We start from the raw sequence: 14,296 nt of genomic DNA on the forward strand, positions 1-14,296 counted from the left end.
GTTTTCAGTCATACTGACGTAGCGTCTTGTACAGCAGATCCACAAAACCAGGGAAATCCAATTCAAGCGCTGCCTCCGCGTTGGGTTGCTCCCCGCGGAAATCCATCTGCGGCGTACGTTCGATGTCGACAGCTGGATCAATGCCACGCAGGTGCCGGTAATCGCATACCGTCATTCCCCTGGTCAATTCACCCTTAAGCTCGATATCAATATGCATGGGAGCCGACTTGATGAGATCAGGATTGATGATCCAGGCCGCTGCGCAAGCATCGTGAATGGTGGCTCCTGTCAATTGCGTTTCATCTTCGCAGGTTTTCAGGAAGTACTCGGTCAAATCAGCAGCGAAGTTGGCAGCCTTGGTGCCAATATTCCGGAAATCTGCAATATGCTTCTCGGTCAGACAGCACTGCCTCGTCAGATTGATCCCTGTCATCTTGACATGAATTCCAGAATTAAAGACTCGATAAGCGGCCTCGGGATCAACATAAATATTGAATTCCGCAGTAGGAGTCCAATTGCCAAAAGTCACCGATCCGCCCATGATGCAAATCTCACGGACGCGGTCGACCATGCGCGGCTCGCGATTAAGGGCAGCAGCGATATTGGTCAACGGTCCCGTGGCAATGAGGGTCACGTCATCAGTGCTCATGACCGTATCAACAATAAAGTCGACGGCATGTTTGTCCTGCGGCGAATGGGTGGGCTCGGGCAGATCGGGACCATCCAGTCCGGTTTCCCCATGGAACTGAGGGGCAGTGACCAGAGGCATGACCGTTGGCCTGCTATGACCAGGGTAAACACCAATATTGTCAGCCTGGCCGATGACTTCCAAAACCTTGATGGCATTCCGCGTTACGTTTTCCAGGGTGCAGTTGCCACCGATCGTCGTAATGCCCAGCACATCCAGGTTTTGGACCGCCAGCATCATTGCGAAAGCGTCATCATGTCCAGGATCGCAGTCCAGGATTACTTTTTTCTTCATTATTCCTCCTTGAGTAATTCGTGATTGTTGAAAAAATCGTCAAGCTGTTGAATATCGGGACAGTGCCGAGCGCCCTTATGGCTGACCTCGTAACCCGATACAGCGTTTCCCTGTCTCAACGCCCCCACGAGTTCTTCGCCGGACAGAATGGCACTAATGAAACCCGCATTGTAGGTATCTCCAGCGCCGACGGTGTCTGCCACTTCGACCTTGAAAGCAGGAACATTAATCTCCGGGTTCCCCTGAGTAAATCCGATGGAACCCCGACTGCCATCACGCGCGACCACCACACGGCCATCGCAGGCAAGCTTCCTGGCGTTCTCCCTCCAGTTATCTCGACCCAGATAGGCAAATTCTTCGGGCCCTGAACCAAGCAAATAATCCACCTGAGGCAAGATCTCATTCAATGCGCCGGCAAAGTCGGGATCCAGTTCTCCATTGTCTACGCGAAGGTTCAGGTCCAGTGAAGTACGAATCCCTCGCTCACGAGCCCAAGCGAACAAGCGGATGATGCTGTCTCGTGAACCACCCGCATAGGTCAAGCACATGCCTGAACTGTGGATCCAGGAGACCTCGGCAAGCTTCTTCATAGGAAGCTTGTCCCAATCCAGTTCTTTGAAGGATTGATGGTCCCTCGGCCAGCCCCAGAGATACCGTTCGCCGGTCTCATCGATGAAGGCGAAAACACCGACAGTATTGACCTTTCGATCAACTATCAGACCGTCAACATCCACTCCCGCCGCTATCAAGTCCTTTTTGGTAAAGCGGCCGTAAGAATCATCACCCACAGTGCCAGCGAAGAGCACATCGCGGTCCAGCTTCGCAAGAGCCACCGCCGTGTTGGCACAAGTACCCCCTCCTACGACTTCTGGAGTCGGGTATTCGACCCTGGTCCTCTCCGGATTCAAAAAACGCGGAAAAGGAACAATGATGTCCACATTGGCATCGCCTACAACTGCTACTTCAGGCATCGCGCGCCGCCTGGACGAAAGCTATGACTTTCTGGGGATCTTTGCAGTGAAGACCATCACCTCGCTCATCGGAGTAGTTGGTAAAGCTGAACGAATCGACTCCATATGGATCTGTCTGCGCTATTGCCTCAGCCACATTCTGCTCATCGAGTCCGCCGGCAATGATGCAAGGGACGTCAGTAGCCTCGATGATGGCCTTGTCGATGCTGCGATCATGAGTCAGACCGGTTGCACCAATATCTCCGGCCTCAGGCGTCTTGGTGTCGATGAGGAAGAAATCCGAAACTGGCTCGTATTCCTTGACATATTCCATGACTCTTTGCTCATCCAGCGGAACGCCGGCCAATACCGGGATGGCCTGCATGATTCGCAAAGACGGGAACCGCTTGCGGAGAACCCGTATCTGATCGGGTTCGATGGCATCGATGTCACCAGAAAGGTGCAGGACATCAGGCAAGGCTTCGTTGAGGTTATCGCTGATTTCGTCAATATCTTCAGCAACGGTAAGCCCGACTTTGACAGCGTCGTTACCTATGGCATCAAATATCGCCTTGGCCTGTGCACAATCGAGCTGGCCTGGGGTGCGTTTGATGCTTCCGTAGGAGACGCCAAGGTGGTCACCCCCTGCATCGATGACCATTCGTGCATCCTCAACGCTTCTGATGCCGTAGATTTGGACGATGACCTTAGCCACGTTCTTTTCCTTTCTGTCCTGCTTGTCGAATGACTTCGGTAAATGCTGCAACAGTGAAAACTGGTTTGGCTATGCCAACTTCCTGCGCCACTCGCGTGATTGGAGGAGGCGTCACATAGGCCTTCTGAAGAATCTCTTGGCGCGAAAAGACCTCTTCCCTGCTTCCCGCCAAAAGAACTTGTCCTTTTCGCATAAGGACCACACGAGGAAAATTTCTGGCGACAAACTTCATATCATGTGAAATCGTGATACACAGCTTGCCCTGATCTTTCAGCCTTGAAATGATGGTCGCCAGGCGGTCATCCCCAAGCTTGTCCTGTCCGCAAGTCGGCTCATCAAACACCAAGGCTCCGGTATTCATCATGAGTACAGAACCGATAGCGCAGAATTTCTTCTCGGTGGGGCTTAAATCGAAGGGATGGCTGTCTAGCTTTTTCTCCAGCCCGACCAATTCGGCGATCTTGGCTATCCTGTGCTCTATCTCCTCCTGGCTCACACCTAGTTGATGAGGTCCAAATTCAAATTCCTTACGCACACTATCCAGAAACAGCTGGTCATCCGGATTCTGAAAGATATACCCTACCTTTCGGGCCCATTGAGCTGTTTGCGCAGTCGCGACATCAACCCCATCGATCAATACTCGACCAGAAGTGGGCTTGAGTATTCCATTCAGATGCTTGGCCAAGGTCGTCTTGCCGGCACCGTTCTGACCAATCAAGGCCACAGGCTGGTTACCCTCAAAAGTCAGGTTGACATCCTGTAGGGCACAATAGCCATTCGGATAGGCATGCTTCAGGTGTTCGACAACAATTTTCATAGCAAACCCCTGATCGTCTGAACAGCATGACTCTCATCAATAGGCAACTCAGCAAGATCAAAACCAGCAGACTGCAGGCCTCTGCCCAACTTGACATAGTCAGGCACATCAATGCCCCAATCCGACGTACGGGGGTCAGTGAATACTTCCCTTGGCGTTCCCAGAGCGACAACCTTGCCCATGCGCATTACCATGACTTGGTCGGCATACTGGGCGACGCGTTCCATGTCATGATCAACCATGACGACAGTCACCCCATTGGAATTAAGGTCTTTGACAATATTGAATATCTCTTCGCTTCCCAAGGGATCCAACTGAGCAGTACATTCGTCAAGCACCAAGATGCTGGGCTCCATGATGAACGCAGAACCGAACGCCACTCGTTGAACCTGCCCGCCCGACAAGTCCAAGGGGTTTTTGTCGAGCAGTTCTTCCAGATGCATAAGGTGCGCCACCTGGAGCACTTTTTCATGCATGATCTCCCGTGGCACTCCATAGTTGCCAAGACCGAATGCAAGTTCCTCAGCCACTGTGCCGGCTGTATACGAAAGCTGATTGAATGGGTTCTGAAAAACCAAGCCAATAGTCTTCGACAATTCAGCTATGGTCGTCTTGGCAACATCGACACCCTCAATTTGAACCAGCCCTTTAGACTTGCCCACGAAATAGTGCGGGACCAATCCGACCAGTGCGTTACAGAGGGTTGATTTTCCAGCCCCATTGGCACCGATGATGCAGAAAAAGCTGCCTTTTTCAACTGCAAAACTGACGCGCTTCAAAGCACTTGACGAGGCATTTCGATAGCGGAACGAGAAATCCTTCACCTCAATTGCTTTTCTCATGCCCGACCTCCCCACTGAATGCCAAGGGGGACGATACCCATGCCAGACAGGATGGAACCTGCCAGGACCAGCAAAAAAAGAAGCGTGATGCATGCAGTGAACAAGGTGTCTGCCCGTCTCCACTGGACCTCGATATAACTGGTCTGGCGAATTCCCTTGATGCCAAACCCTCTGGTCTCCAATGTCATGCCTCTCTCTTGAGAGTCAGTCAGGGATGAAAGAACCACCGGCCCCAGCAGCGGTATGAAAGCTCTCGCTCTGGAAATAATGTTCCCGCCTGTTTCCAACCCACGAGAGTGCTGGGATTGCTCGATAACCGTTATTCGGCGTTGCATTTGAGGGACAACATTCAAGCTCGCCAGTATCAGGTAACCAACTTTGGACGGAACTCCAACCTGGCTTAATGCGGCTACCAAACGGCCCATGTATGTGGTCTTGGTCGTCAGATAGAAAGACCCCAGGAAAACCATAAGGGTGACCACTATCTTGGCTGCGTAAAGACTGCCTTCCAGCCCCATCTTTGCAAATCCCAAATCAAGTATGGTCTTGGTGTTCTTTGGACTGTAGCAGCCTTGGATGAAGAGCAGCATGATCGTCACCGGTATGCCGAAACCAAGCATGATCTTGGCGAACGGCCTGAGCTCATGTGCTGTTGTAGCCGTCAAGAAAAGCACGAGGATAAAAAACAACCCAAGGGTAAAGTCCGGCCATGCTATCGTGGACAAACCAAGCGAACAAATCCCTACGATTTTCGCGATGGGATGCATTCGCGCTAAGGGCGAGTCAGGTATGGCAACGGAAGCAGGCCCGGACATCAGCGCGCTCCCTGATTTCTCGAGTCATTGCTTGTCTCATCATTGCCTTCGACGGATTCCGAAGGAGCGCCCTCAACGTGATCAGTCGCTGTCTCGGTAGACTTCACAGACATTTCAGACGAATCTTCAGCCGAATCATCGTCCTCATCGATGTCGTCCAATTCGTCGTCGTCAGTATCATCAAGAGCATACTGGCTCAAGAACCGCTTGGGGATACGGCGCACTATGACATAAGCGATGAATACGGTAATTCCCTTATCTACCAAGTTCTCCAGCATTGAAGAGGAAACGACGGAAATAACGATATTCTTCATAGCGACCACCAGGGCCGCCGTCAGTACGGAAGTGCCATTGACGCCAGTTGCACCTCCGTATACAAAAACCGTCACTAAAGAAGCAGTTATGGTATTGACCAGGGCGCAAGCCAACCACACAAGTATTACGCCCCAGATCTTCTTGAACAGTCCAGCCTTGACCATGTAGCCAACTACCAGGCCGCACAGGACACTTGATAGCGCATAAGGCAGGTAAACGGGATTAGCGACCAAAGACAGAAAGACGTTGGTCAACAACCCACATAGAGCGGCCACCCAAGGACCGGATAAGCAGGCTATGACAGTAGTGCCGATCATGTCCAGAAAGAGCGGAAGCTTCAGTGTCGAGCTCAATGTGCCGCCGATAAGATTGATCCCCACTGCGATGGGAATCAGAACCAATGATTTCGTGGAAAACTGTGCAGCGATACCTTTCAAAAACGATTTTGACTTCATCCTCTGCGCCACCTTTGGTCCTTGACTACTTTCTTTCCAGGTAATCAATGTCTCAAGTCATCTAGCCTGCTTATCTTAGGAAATTATTTTCCTAAAATGTTTTCTCAGTCAGAGAGTATCAGCCGCCAGAAGGTGTGTCAAATTCGGAAGGCGCAATCTTGAAGCAACCAGAAGCTAACCGATAAGCCTGCCAAGCAAGCTATCAACCGACTCGAGAAGAGGGAAATGATAAAACTGGTGCAAGTAGCCGAGTAGACTGAAAGTCCGTCCGGATAAGACAGTATTTGCAGGCAACAACCGCGCAAGGCACAGGAATACAAGATTCGGCAAGGAGATCCATGAACATTAAGGACATTGCCAAACTTGCAGGCGTCTCCACTTCAACGGTTTCAAAAATCGTAAATCACAAAGACTCGAGTATCACAGAAGCAACACGGAGTAAGGTACTCGATTTAGTAAAAAAATATCACTATACTCCTTATGCTTCATCTAAGCCCAATACAACCAGCTGGCGCATCGGCGTGCTTCTGAGCTCCTCCATCTCCCTTGACTCAACTCTGGATGGCATCATTCAGCAAGCGCAGGCAAGCGGCTATGGAACACTGGTATTCAACAGCTACTCGAGTCAGGAGCAGGAAGAACAGAATATTCAGGCTGCGATCGAGCACCGTGTGGACGGGATAATCTGGGAACCGATTGATAAAAGCAGCCTAAAGCTCAATAAAACCATCACAGCGAAAAAAATTCCCGAGCTAATCATTGGCCCTCTGGGTGACGATCGATCTGCACTGCTTCCATATGAAGAAGCGGCATATAACCTAACGCAGGAACTCATAGATCGAAACCATAGCAACATCGCCTGCCTTCTATCTCCTGGCAGACGGACGCAAAGCTTTCTGAGGGGATACCGTCGCTGCCTTTTCGAGAACAACATTGCCTTCCACAACGATATGGTGTTCAACGATATTGACGACAACCTGACCACAGTCATGGAAAACCGCCACGTTACAGGTTTCGTCGCGTCACACTACCGCCACGCCGTGGAGCTGCAACAATATGCACAATCGCTGCATTACCGCCTTCCTCAGGATTTTTCACTTGTCACCCTCAGGAACGATTCCGATGAGCCTCTGCACTATCCCGGAATACCAGAAATATCCTCCTACAACATGAGGAACGCGGACTTTGGAACTCATCTGTGCTCCAGACTGATCGACGCAATCGAGCACAACAAAACCGAACAGACAGAATTTAAACACATTTTCATTCTGGATAATGAACACACCGTAAGCCAGCCGCCTAACATGCGACATAAGAAGATCGTCGTCATCGGCAGCATCAATGTTGACACATATCTTGCTACGCCGACGCTGCCTAAGCCTGGCATGACCGTCACGACGCGCAACTTCGCCTCAACGCCCGGAGGAAAAGCCACCAACCAAGCCGTGGGTGTGGCAAAGTTAGGGCATCATGTCTCTTTGATCGGTAACGTAGGCAGCGATACCTCGGCCGACTTCATCTACCAGGCCATGAATAGATTTCATGTTGACACCACGGGTGTAATGCGAATCAAAAGAACCGATACCGGCAAAGCCTATATCTTTGTCGACAACAATGGCGAATCGATGATTTCCCTGGTATCGGGAGCCAATAGCACCTTAGCGCCTGATGACATTGACGGAAGAGAGCATATCTTTAGCAATACGGCCTACTGCCTGGTACAAACCGAAATTCCACTTGAAACAGTGAAAGAAGCTTGCATAGTGGCAAGAAAACATCATGCAATCACAATTTTGAAACCGTCATCATGCCCCCATCTCCCTGATGACATTCTAAATTTAATAGATATTCTTGTTCCGAACCAAAATGAAATAGAGGCGCTGTTTCCGGAACCCGGTTCCATAGTTGATAAAGCACGATACTCCATATCAAAAGGCGTGGGAACAGTTATAGTAACGCTGGGTGATCAAGGCTGCGTTCTGGTTACAGAGAAAACCCATACGCTTTTCCCTGCAGGACAAGCCAGGGTCATTGATGACACAGGTGCGGGCGATGCTTTCATCAGTTGTCTTGCATCCAGCCTTTTGGAGAACCGCACACTGGAAGAAGCCGCACGCATAGCTAACCTCGCCGCAGGTTTCAGCGTTGCTCACGAAGGTGCTATCCCATCTCTGATCAGCAGGCAACAGCTGAAGTCCCTATTAGCCTGAAAGCGCTACCGCCAAATATTTCTTTGCGGGCTTCCGGCACTAAAACAAGAGGTCGTATTCAACGACTCGATGTGACATATCAAAAAACATCTTCTTATATGCATCAAAACCGACTTCGAGAGCTCTATGAGCTCGAAAAGAAAAATCACTACCTCTGCACTTACACTGCAATCTCCTCTATAGAGGTGATGATCTAGGGGAATCCTCTGTTGGCTTCTACTCCGTGACGATGAAAGATCAGAGCATCAATAGATCGGAAGTCACCGTTCACAACGAAATACCCGGTTCTAACGATAATGCGCTTGCCGGTATGCGCGAGGAGTAGTGCCTGTTTCCATTTTGAAGCGTCGGTTGAAGTTGGCCGCATTCCTGAATCCGCTCATGGTCCTAATCTGCGCAATCGTCAGGTCTGTAGTGACCAAAAGAAGCGAGGCACGAGCTGTCCTCAAACGACAGACCATTTCTGAAAAATTGATACCTGCGGCTTTTTTGAAGAACCGGGAAAATGCTGACGGATCCATTGCCACCTGAGCTGCCACCTCTTCTAGGGTGACGCGGTCTCCGATATGGGCCTTTATATAAGCAAGGGCCTGGTTGACTCGTTTCGCCATCCCAGCCGAAGCCTCAGGCTGGTAGCCTGGGGTGACCACAGTTGTCCATTCCCCTCGTGGAGCCTGTACGAAGATGCGGAAGATCTCAAGAAGATCGATTAACCGATCCAAGTCGTGATGCGCGCCCATCGCAGTCAGGATAGAGGCCACTCTGCGCGCGGATTGACCATTAAGGACAATGGCCTGGTCACCCCGTCTCAGCAGAGTCATTATTTGCATGGCCTCGGGAAAAATCTGCGCTAGGGCTTGAATCCGGTTAGGAAGCACCTGACAAGCCACATCACGATTTGGTATGCTTGTTTTCTCATTCGGCCCCATCTCGGATATCCAATTGTGGGGGACATTACTGCCTAAGAGCGATACCTGACCTGGGCCAAAGGGAACCATTCCGTCACCGGCCATCATGGTTCCCATGCTCGTTCGAATAAGGTGGATCTCTATCTCAGGATGGTAATGCCACCTGGCCAAGGCTGATGGATACCCGTGCTCGAGCCATCGGATAGACTCATTTCCCTTGGGTACAACAATTTCCAGGGACCCTGGATCGATGACATTATGATTCATGCACTCAACCGCCTTCAGCACGTGCAGGAAGGCGACACTTCAACAGCCTGTGCACGGACGCAGAAAGAACTATTTCTCTCATTCTAACAGCAAAGAATCAAAATAGTATCAAAACTCGTTATCAGAGCACGCCTTCTTACCCTCGGGCGCCCTTAAGATGAAATCAAACAACTGGTTTCTTGGTATAGAGACCTTCAATCTGGCAAAGGAGCATGATTATGAAAGCTGTCGTCCTTGAGAAGAAAGGCGTCATCAATGTTCGAGAAGTGCCGGACCCTCCGGCCCCAGGTCCTGGCGAGCTCCTCATTTCGCCCCATACCGTGGGCATTTGCGGATCCGACGCGCACTATTACCTGAACGGACGCGTCGGAAAATACGTGGTGGAAAAACCTATGATTCTTGGGCATGAGGCCTCTGGCACAGTTCTAGAGGTAGGGCCGGGAGTCAAGGGGTTCCAGGTTGGCGATAGAGTAGCCATGGAACCAGGCATTCCTGATATGAACTCCAGGGCCGCAAAACTCGGTTTGTACAATATTGACCCTTCTGTTCGCTTCTTCGCCACTCCGCCTGTGGATGGGTGTCTGAGCGAGGAAGTCGTGCATCCGGCTGCCTTTACCTATAAACTGCCCGACAACCTCACCTACGAAGACGGGGCCCTGATGGAACCGCTATCAGTAGGGATGTGGGCTGCAACGAAAGCTGGCATCAAGCCCGGAGACATTGGGGCCGTAGCAGGTGCTGGAACAATTGGCCTCCTGACAGCAGCATCAGCTATAGCCGGCGGATGTGCTAAAGTGCTGATCTCCGATATTTCACAGGATAAATTAGAGCTGGCAGCCAGCATCCCGGGAGTCATTCCCGTTAACTTGAAAGAAGAATCCTTCCTTGACAGAGTCATGGAGGAAACTGATGGCTGGGGTGCAGACCGGGTTTTCGAAGCCTCAGGAAACCTCAAGTCGTACAATGATCTTTGGAGACTGGGAGCTCCCGGCAACACTACTGTCATCATCGGCATTCCTGCCGATGGAAAGATACCCATGGACGTCACCGAAGTCCAAGCGCGCGAGACTAGAATCGAAAATGTATTCCGCTACGCCAACGTCTATCAGAAAGCAATAGACATGGTGGCCTCCGGCAAGATCGAGCTTAAGCCATTCGTTTCCCGGACCTATCCCATGGAGCAGGCCAAGGAAGCTTTCGACAGATTTGCCGAGGGCCACCCCGAAGACGTCAAAATCCAGATCGAAGTACCTCAGAAGCATTAAAGGGCAGCAAGGAGACCTACAGATAACTGTCAACGCATATTTTCAAGGAGCAATCCATGCAACCCATGTCATCATTCACTACAGATTTCCAGCACTCGGGCATGATCGCCAAGAATCTGGACGAAACAATTGATTTCTACACCAACAAACTCGGTTTCGAAATAGCAGGGATATTCCCCAATAAAGAGAACCGCTGCGCTTTTCTTCGGTACGGGCATCTGACCATCGAGACATGGGAAGGTGACGAAGCGCCGATGACTACGGGAGCCATCAACCACTGGGCCTTAGACACCCCGGACATCAACGCCGCCTATCAGAACGCGAAAGATTTAGGGCTGGAGATCAAAGAAGACAGCATTCAATCGATACCTACATTCTGGGACAAGGGCATCCGCTACTTCAACGTCTATGGACCCAATAGGGAGACAATCGAATTCTGCCAAATCTGCTGATCCGGCCTATGGCCATTCGGGCCGGCTGTAAATGTGAGGAACAATACAAAATTATCAGTGACCCAACCTGGAGCCAACAGCCAGTTTTGGCTAAAAACCGGCATTCTTCCTGGAAACCGCCAGATTCGTGAGAACAGCGCTGTATTAGGATTGAAGTACGTATCCGACGATGGATACCAATAATGAAAGAAGTTGCGCATGACAAATATTAAGCAAGTTACCGTCGCTGGTGGTGGCGTGCTAGGAAGCCAGATTGCCTATCAGACGGCTTTTAAGGGGAAGAAAGTCACCGTATACGACATTAACGACGATGCGGTGGCAGCTGCGGAGAAGCGCGTCAACGCTCTGCGGGATTCCTACAAGCGCGATATCCAAGCAACCGATGAACAATTCGATGCCGGACTGAAGAACCTGACCTTCACCTCAGATCTCAAAACGGCTGTCGCTGACGCCGATCTGGTTATTGAAGCAATTCCTGAGAAGCCATCGATCAAGCATGACTTCTATACCAGCCTGGCCAAAGTCGCTCCCGATAAGACAATCTTCGCCAGCAACTCCTCCACCTATGTACCCAGCACCTTCGCAGGAGACACTGGTCGCCCCGAGAAATTCCTCAACCTTCACTTCGCCAACCAAATCTGGCTGATGAACACTGCGGAAATCATGGGCAGCAGTCAGACTGATCCCGCCATATACGAGGAAATCGTCGAGTTCGCCAAAGAAATCGGCATGGTACCCATTGAGCTTCACAAGGAACAACCAGGCTACGTGCTCAATTCACTCCTGATGCCCTTCATGGGCGCCGGCGGCATGCTGTGGGCCCACGACATAGCCGATCCGGAAACCATCGACAAGACCTGGATGATCGCCATGGGATCCCCAAAGGGACCCTTTGCCATCTTCGACATGGTCGGACTGCGCACTGCCTACAACATCATCAGCCAGCGCCAAGGCGACAACCCTCAGGCAAAGCCCCTACTCGAGAAGCTCAAGGCCATGATCGACGAAGGCAAGCTGGGGCAAGAATCCGGACAAGGCTTCTACCACTATCCGAATCCCGAATTCCAGGATCCCAACTTCCTGAAGGCATGATTCAGCTGAGCTGACTCCAGGCGCCATATAATCCGGCCCAGCTCATCGGGCAGATTGACGGCTTGATCACAGCGAGAATCAATAGGGTCCAGAGGACTCCATTATGGAGTCCTCTGGACCCTGCTGTTAGCCAGACAAGCAATCGGCATACACTGTCATGGAATATAGGATTCCATGTCATTTTTTTAGCAAAGCTAACCTCCTATCCATCAGAGGCTAAGCCAGTAATTCACATATATTCATACAATAGATTCCGCCATGCAAGCAGGGATATCACCTGACTTATTCGGGATAGCCTTATTCTTGCCGCCCTTCTTCTCAGGCCAGGCTTCTGCTCACCCTTGGCAATCAGATTCACGATGTGGCTATTCAAACGACCGGCATAAGCCGAGGTGCAGCATTATTCCGGCACAGGCAGTCGACCTACCCCCAAACTATCTGCAAATAACTGAAGTGTTATAATAGATGTTTATGACATTTTTCAAAGGACACCGGACAGGAGACCACTGAGGCAAACAAAGACACTCGATACGCACAACGGCCTAGAGCCCGAGAAGGAATAATGGCACAAATCGACACAAGTTCAACTGACGGATACAGCACCGACGAGAAGCAGAAACAAAAGCAGGCCAAAAAGGCTAAAGCCGTAGCTAAGCGCAAGGCCAAGAAGCGCAACCCACGTCCACATCGGGGCTGGAGCGAGCGCCTGCATCTGACCGACATCAACGTGGTGGACAGGTCAACCCTCAAGCGGGCCATCGCCGGTACCGTGGTCGGCAACTTCATGGAATGGTACGACGTGGGGGTCTACGGCTACCTGGCGGTCACCATCGGCCGCGTCTTCCTGTCTGACGCATCCGATGCCGTACAACGGCTCTTCTCATTGGGTGTCTTCGCTGTCACCTTCATCGCCCGACCCCTGGGTGGCGTGGTCTTGGGCCAGCTGGGCGACAAGGTCGGCCGCCAGCGCATCCTGGCCTTTACACTGCTGAGCATGTCTGCAGCCACCCTGTTGATCGGCCTCCTGCCCAGCTATGCGGCCGTCGGTCCCCTGGCACCCATCCTGCTCATCCTGCTCAAACTGATCCAAGGGTTCTCCACCGGCGGCGAATACGCAGGCGCCTCGACCATGGTCACCGAATATTCTCCTGACCGGCATCGCGGCTTCTTCGCATCCTTGTTGGACGTGGGATCCTACTTGGGCTATGCCTTCGGAGCAGCCTTGGTCTCCTTGTTGGAGTTCTCCATCTCCCCGCAAGCCATGCTGGCCTGGGGCTGGCGCATCCCCTTCATCATCGCCCTGCCGCTGGCCGCCATCGCTGTTTACTTCCGGGCCAAGGTCCAGGACACCCCCGCCTTCCGTCAGGCCCAGGATGCAAGCGACGAGAAGACCAAGAGCCAGCACAAGAGCCTGCTGGACCTGATCCGGGGCTATTGGCGGGAGCTGCTCATGGCCTTCATTCTGGTGGCTGCGGCCAACACCCTGAGCTACACGCTGACCGCCTACATGCCCACCTACCTGTCGGGCACCCTGCACTACAACACAGCCCAGGCCAACCTGCTCTCCCTGCCGGTCCTGCTCATGGTGGCCTGCTGCATCCCCATCACTGGAGCCCTTTCCGACCGCTTTGGGCGCAAAAAGGTGCTGTTCATGGGAGCATTCACTGGACTCTGTCTGTCCCTGCCGGCCTTCCGACTGCTGGAGCACGAGACCACGGGCGCCGTTTTCGGCGGACTGGTCCTGCTGGCCATACCAGTCATCTTCTTCGTGGCCAACCTGGCCTCCACCCTGCCGGCCCTCTTCCCCACCGCTTCCCGTTACGGAGGCATGGGACTGTCTTACAACCTGGCCGTAGCCGTTTTCGGCGGAACCGCGCCTGTCATCATGGAGGGACTGGTAACTGCGACCGGCAAGTCCCTGGCACCTGCCTACTGGATTATGTTCACCTCGACCTGCGGTCTGATCACTGTGCTCTTCCTGGCAGAGACCGCCCGGCGTCCCATGCCCGGCACACTGCCCACCGTGCTCAACCGGCAGGAGGCACGCGACCTAGTGGCCACCCAGGATCACAACCCCGACCTGGACGTGAAGACTATCATCAAGGATGCGGAAGAGAGTGGGGTGCGTAAGACGCCGAAAAAGCTGGTTGCCGAGACGCGTAAACTTCTAGGCATTCCCCGTTCCGAAGCCAAGAACAAGAAATAACGACC

Annotated in this window: 12 protein-coding genes and 1 pseudogene; 5 read left to right on the top strand and 8 right to left on the bottom strand. The window is 52.1% G+C overall.

What is annotated here, in order from left to right; all coding sequences use genetic code 11:
• Positions 1-4: 4 nt before the first annotated feature.
• The 7 genes and pseudogenes from ACUIAI_RS07695 to ACUIAI_RS07725 all read right to left on the bottom strand — a co-directional run.
• Entirely contained in the window at positions 5-982 is a 978-nt protein-coding gene (locus ACUIAI_RS07695) for a nucleoside hydrolase (protein WP_110413589.1), read from the bottom strand.
• Positions 982-1,953, bottom strand: a complete 972-nt coding sequence (locus ACUIAI_RS07700) for a carbohydrate kinase family protein (protein ID WP_445342056.1) — start codon at positions 1,951-1,953, stop codon at positions 982-984. Before ACUIAI_RS07700 ends, ACUIAI_RS07695 begins: the two co-directional genes overlap by 1 nt.
• Positions 1,946-2,647, bottom strand: coding sequence for a phosphoribosylanthranilate isomerase (locus ACUIAI_RS07705; RefSeq protein ID WP_110413591.1), 702 nt, complete (start codon positions 2,645-2,647; stop codon positions 1,946-1,948). The genes ACUIAI_RS07700 and ACUIAI_RS07705 overlap by 8 nt, the downstream gene beginning before the upstream one ends.
• Positions 2,640-3,464 (bottom strand): energy-coupling factor ABC transporter ATP-binding protein, encoded by an 825-nt coding sequence (locus ACUIAI_RS07710; protein ID WP_110413592.1) that lies wholly within the window; start codon positions 3,462-3,464, stop codon positions 2,640-2,642. The genes ACUIAI_RS07705 and ACUIAI_RS07710 overlap by 8 nt, the downstream gene beginning before the upstream one ends.
• Entirely contained in the window at positions 3,461-4,306 is an 846-nt protein-coding gene (locus tag ACUIAI_RS07715) for an energy-coupling factor ABC transporter ATP-binding protein (RefSeq protein ID WP_254477762.1), read from the bottom strand. The genes ACUIAI_RS07710 and ACUIAI_RS07715 overlap by 4 nt, the downstream gene beginning before the upstream one ends.
• Complete coding sequence (locus tag ACUIAI_RS07720; protein WP_445342057.1) at positions 4,303-5,121, bottom strand: energy-coupling factor transporter transmembrane component T; 819 nt, start codon at positions 5,119-5,121, stop codon at positions 4,303-4,305. The genes ACUIAI_RS07715 and ACUIAI_RS07720 overlap by 4 nt, the downstream gene beginning before the upstream one ends.
• Before the next feature lie 134 nt (positions 5,122-5,255).
• Positions 5,256-5,891, bottom strand: a pseudogene (locus tag ACUIAI_RS07725) (ECF transporter S component); the annotation flags it as partial.
• 338 nt (positions 5,892-6,229) lie between these two features.
• On the opposite strand from ACUIAI_RS07725, the gene ACUIAI_RS07730 reads away from it, so the two are divergent.
• Positions 6,230-8,101: a PfkB family carbohydrate kinase gene (locus tag ACUIAI_RS07730; RefSeq protein WP_445342058.1), complete on the top strand. Its 1,872-nt coding sequence runs from the start codon at positions 6,230-6,232 to the stop codon at positions 8,099-8,101.
• 287 nt (positions 8,102-8,388) lie between these two features.
• On the opposite strand, the gene ACUIAI_RS07735 is transcribed toward ACUIAI_RS07730, so the two are convergent.
• A complete protein-coding gene (locus ACUIAI_RS07735; RefSeq protein WP_110413596.1) occupies positions 8,389-9,276 on the bottom strand; it encodes a helix-turn-helix domain-containing protein in 888 nt (295 codons plus the stop codon).
• Positions 9,277-9,494: 218 nt separating this feature from the next.
• Between ACUIAI_RS07735 and ACUIAI_RS07740 the strand changes: the two genes are divergently transcribed.
• The 4 genes from ACUIAI_RS07740 to ACUIAI_RS07755 all read left to right on the top strand — a co-directional run bounded on the left by ACUIAI_RS07740 (position 9,495) and on the right by ACUIAI_RS07755 (position 14,291).
• Positions 9,495-10,541 (top strand): NAD(P)-dependent alcohol dehydrogenase, encoded by a 1,047-nt coding sequence (locus tag ACUIAI_RS07740; protein WP_254477760.1) that lies wholly within the window; start codon positions 9,495-9,497, stop codon positions 10,539-10,541.
• Between the two features lie 56 nt (positions 10,542-10,597).
• Positions 10,598-10,993: a VOC family protein gene (locus ACUIAI_RS07745; RefSeq protein WP_254477758.1), complete on the top strand. Its 396-nt coding sequence runs from the start codon at positions 10,598-10,600 to the stop codon at positions 10,991-10,993.
• A 198-nt stretch (positions 10,994-11,191) separates the two neighbouring features.
• Entirely contained in the window at positions 11,192-12,085 is an 894-nt protein-coding gene (locus tag ACUIAI_RS07750; RefSeq protein WP_254477756.1) for a 3-hydroxyacyl-CoA dehydrogenase, read from the top strand.
• A 562-nt stretch (positions 12,086-12,647) separates the two neighbouring features.
• Positions 12,648-14,291, top strand: a complete 1,644-nt coding sequence (locus ACUIAI_RS07755) for an MFS transporter (protein ID WP_110413599.1) — start codon at positions 12,648-12,650, stop codon at positions 14,289-14,291.
• The last annotated feature ends 5 nt before the right edge of the window (positions 14,292-14,296 follow it).

It is taken from the genome of Bifidobacterium sp. ESL0827 (assembly GCF_052606685.1).

What these genes read in the sequence shown, in the direction of transcription:
- ACUIAI_RS07695 (WP_110413589.1), bottom strand. Translation starts at nt 982, where the DNA reads ATGAAGAAAAAAGTAATCCTGGACTGCGATCCTGGACATGATGACGCT.
- ACUIAI_RS07700 (WP_445342056.1), bottom strand. Translation starts at nt 1,953, where the DNA reads ATGCCTGAAGTAGCAGTTGTAGGCGATGCCAATGTGGACATCATTGTT.
- ACUIAI_RS07710 (WP_110413592.1), bottom strand. Translation starts at nt 3,464, where the DNA reads ATGAAAATTGTTGTCGAACACCTGAAGCATGCCTATCCGAATGGCTAT.
- ACUIAI_RS07715 (WP_254477762.1), bottom strand. Translation starts at nt 4,306, where the DNA reads ATGAGAAAAGCAATTGAGGTGAAGGATTTCTCGTTCCGCTATCGAAAT.
- ACUIAI_RS07720 (WP_445342057.1), bottom strand. Translation starts at nt 5,121, where the DNA reads ATGTCCGGGCCTGCTTCCGTTGCCATACCTGACTCGCCCTTAGCGCGA.
- ACUIAI_RS07730 (WP_445342058.1), top strand. Translation starts at nt 6,230, where the DNA reads ATGAACATTAAGGACATTGCCAAACTTGCAGGCGTCTCCACTTCAACG.
- ACUIAI_RS07735 (WP_110413596.1), bottom strand. Translation starts at nt 9,276, where the DNA reads ATGAATCATAATGTCATCGATCCAGGGTCCCTGGAAATTGTTGTACCC.
- ACUIAI_RS07740 (WP_254477760.1), top strand. Translation starts at nt 9,495, where the DNA reads ATGAAAGCTGTCGTCCTTGAGAAGAAAGGCGTCATCAATGTTCGAGAA.
- ACUIAI_RS07745 (WP_254477758.1), top strand. Translation starts at nt 10,598, where the DNA reads ATGCAACCCATGTCATCATTCACTACAGATTTCCAGCACTCGGGCATG.
- ACUIAI_RS07750 (WP_254477756.1), top strand. Translation starts at nt 11,192, where the DNA reads ATGACAAATATTAAGCAAGTTACCGTCGCTGGTGGTGGCGTGCTAGGA.
- ACUIAI_RS07755 (WP_110413599.1), top strand. Translation starts at nt 12,648, where the DNA reads ATGGCACAAATCGACACAAGTTCAACTGACGGATACAGCACCGACGAG.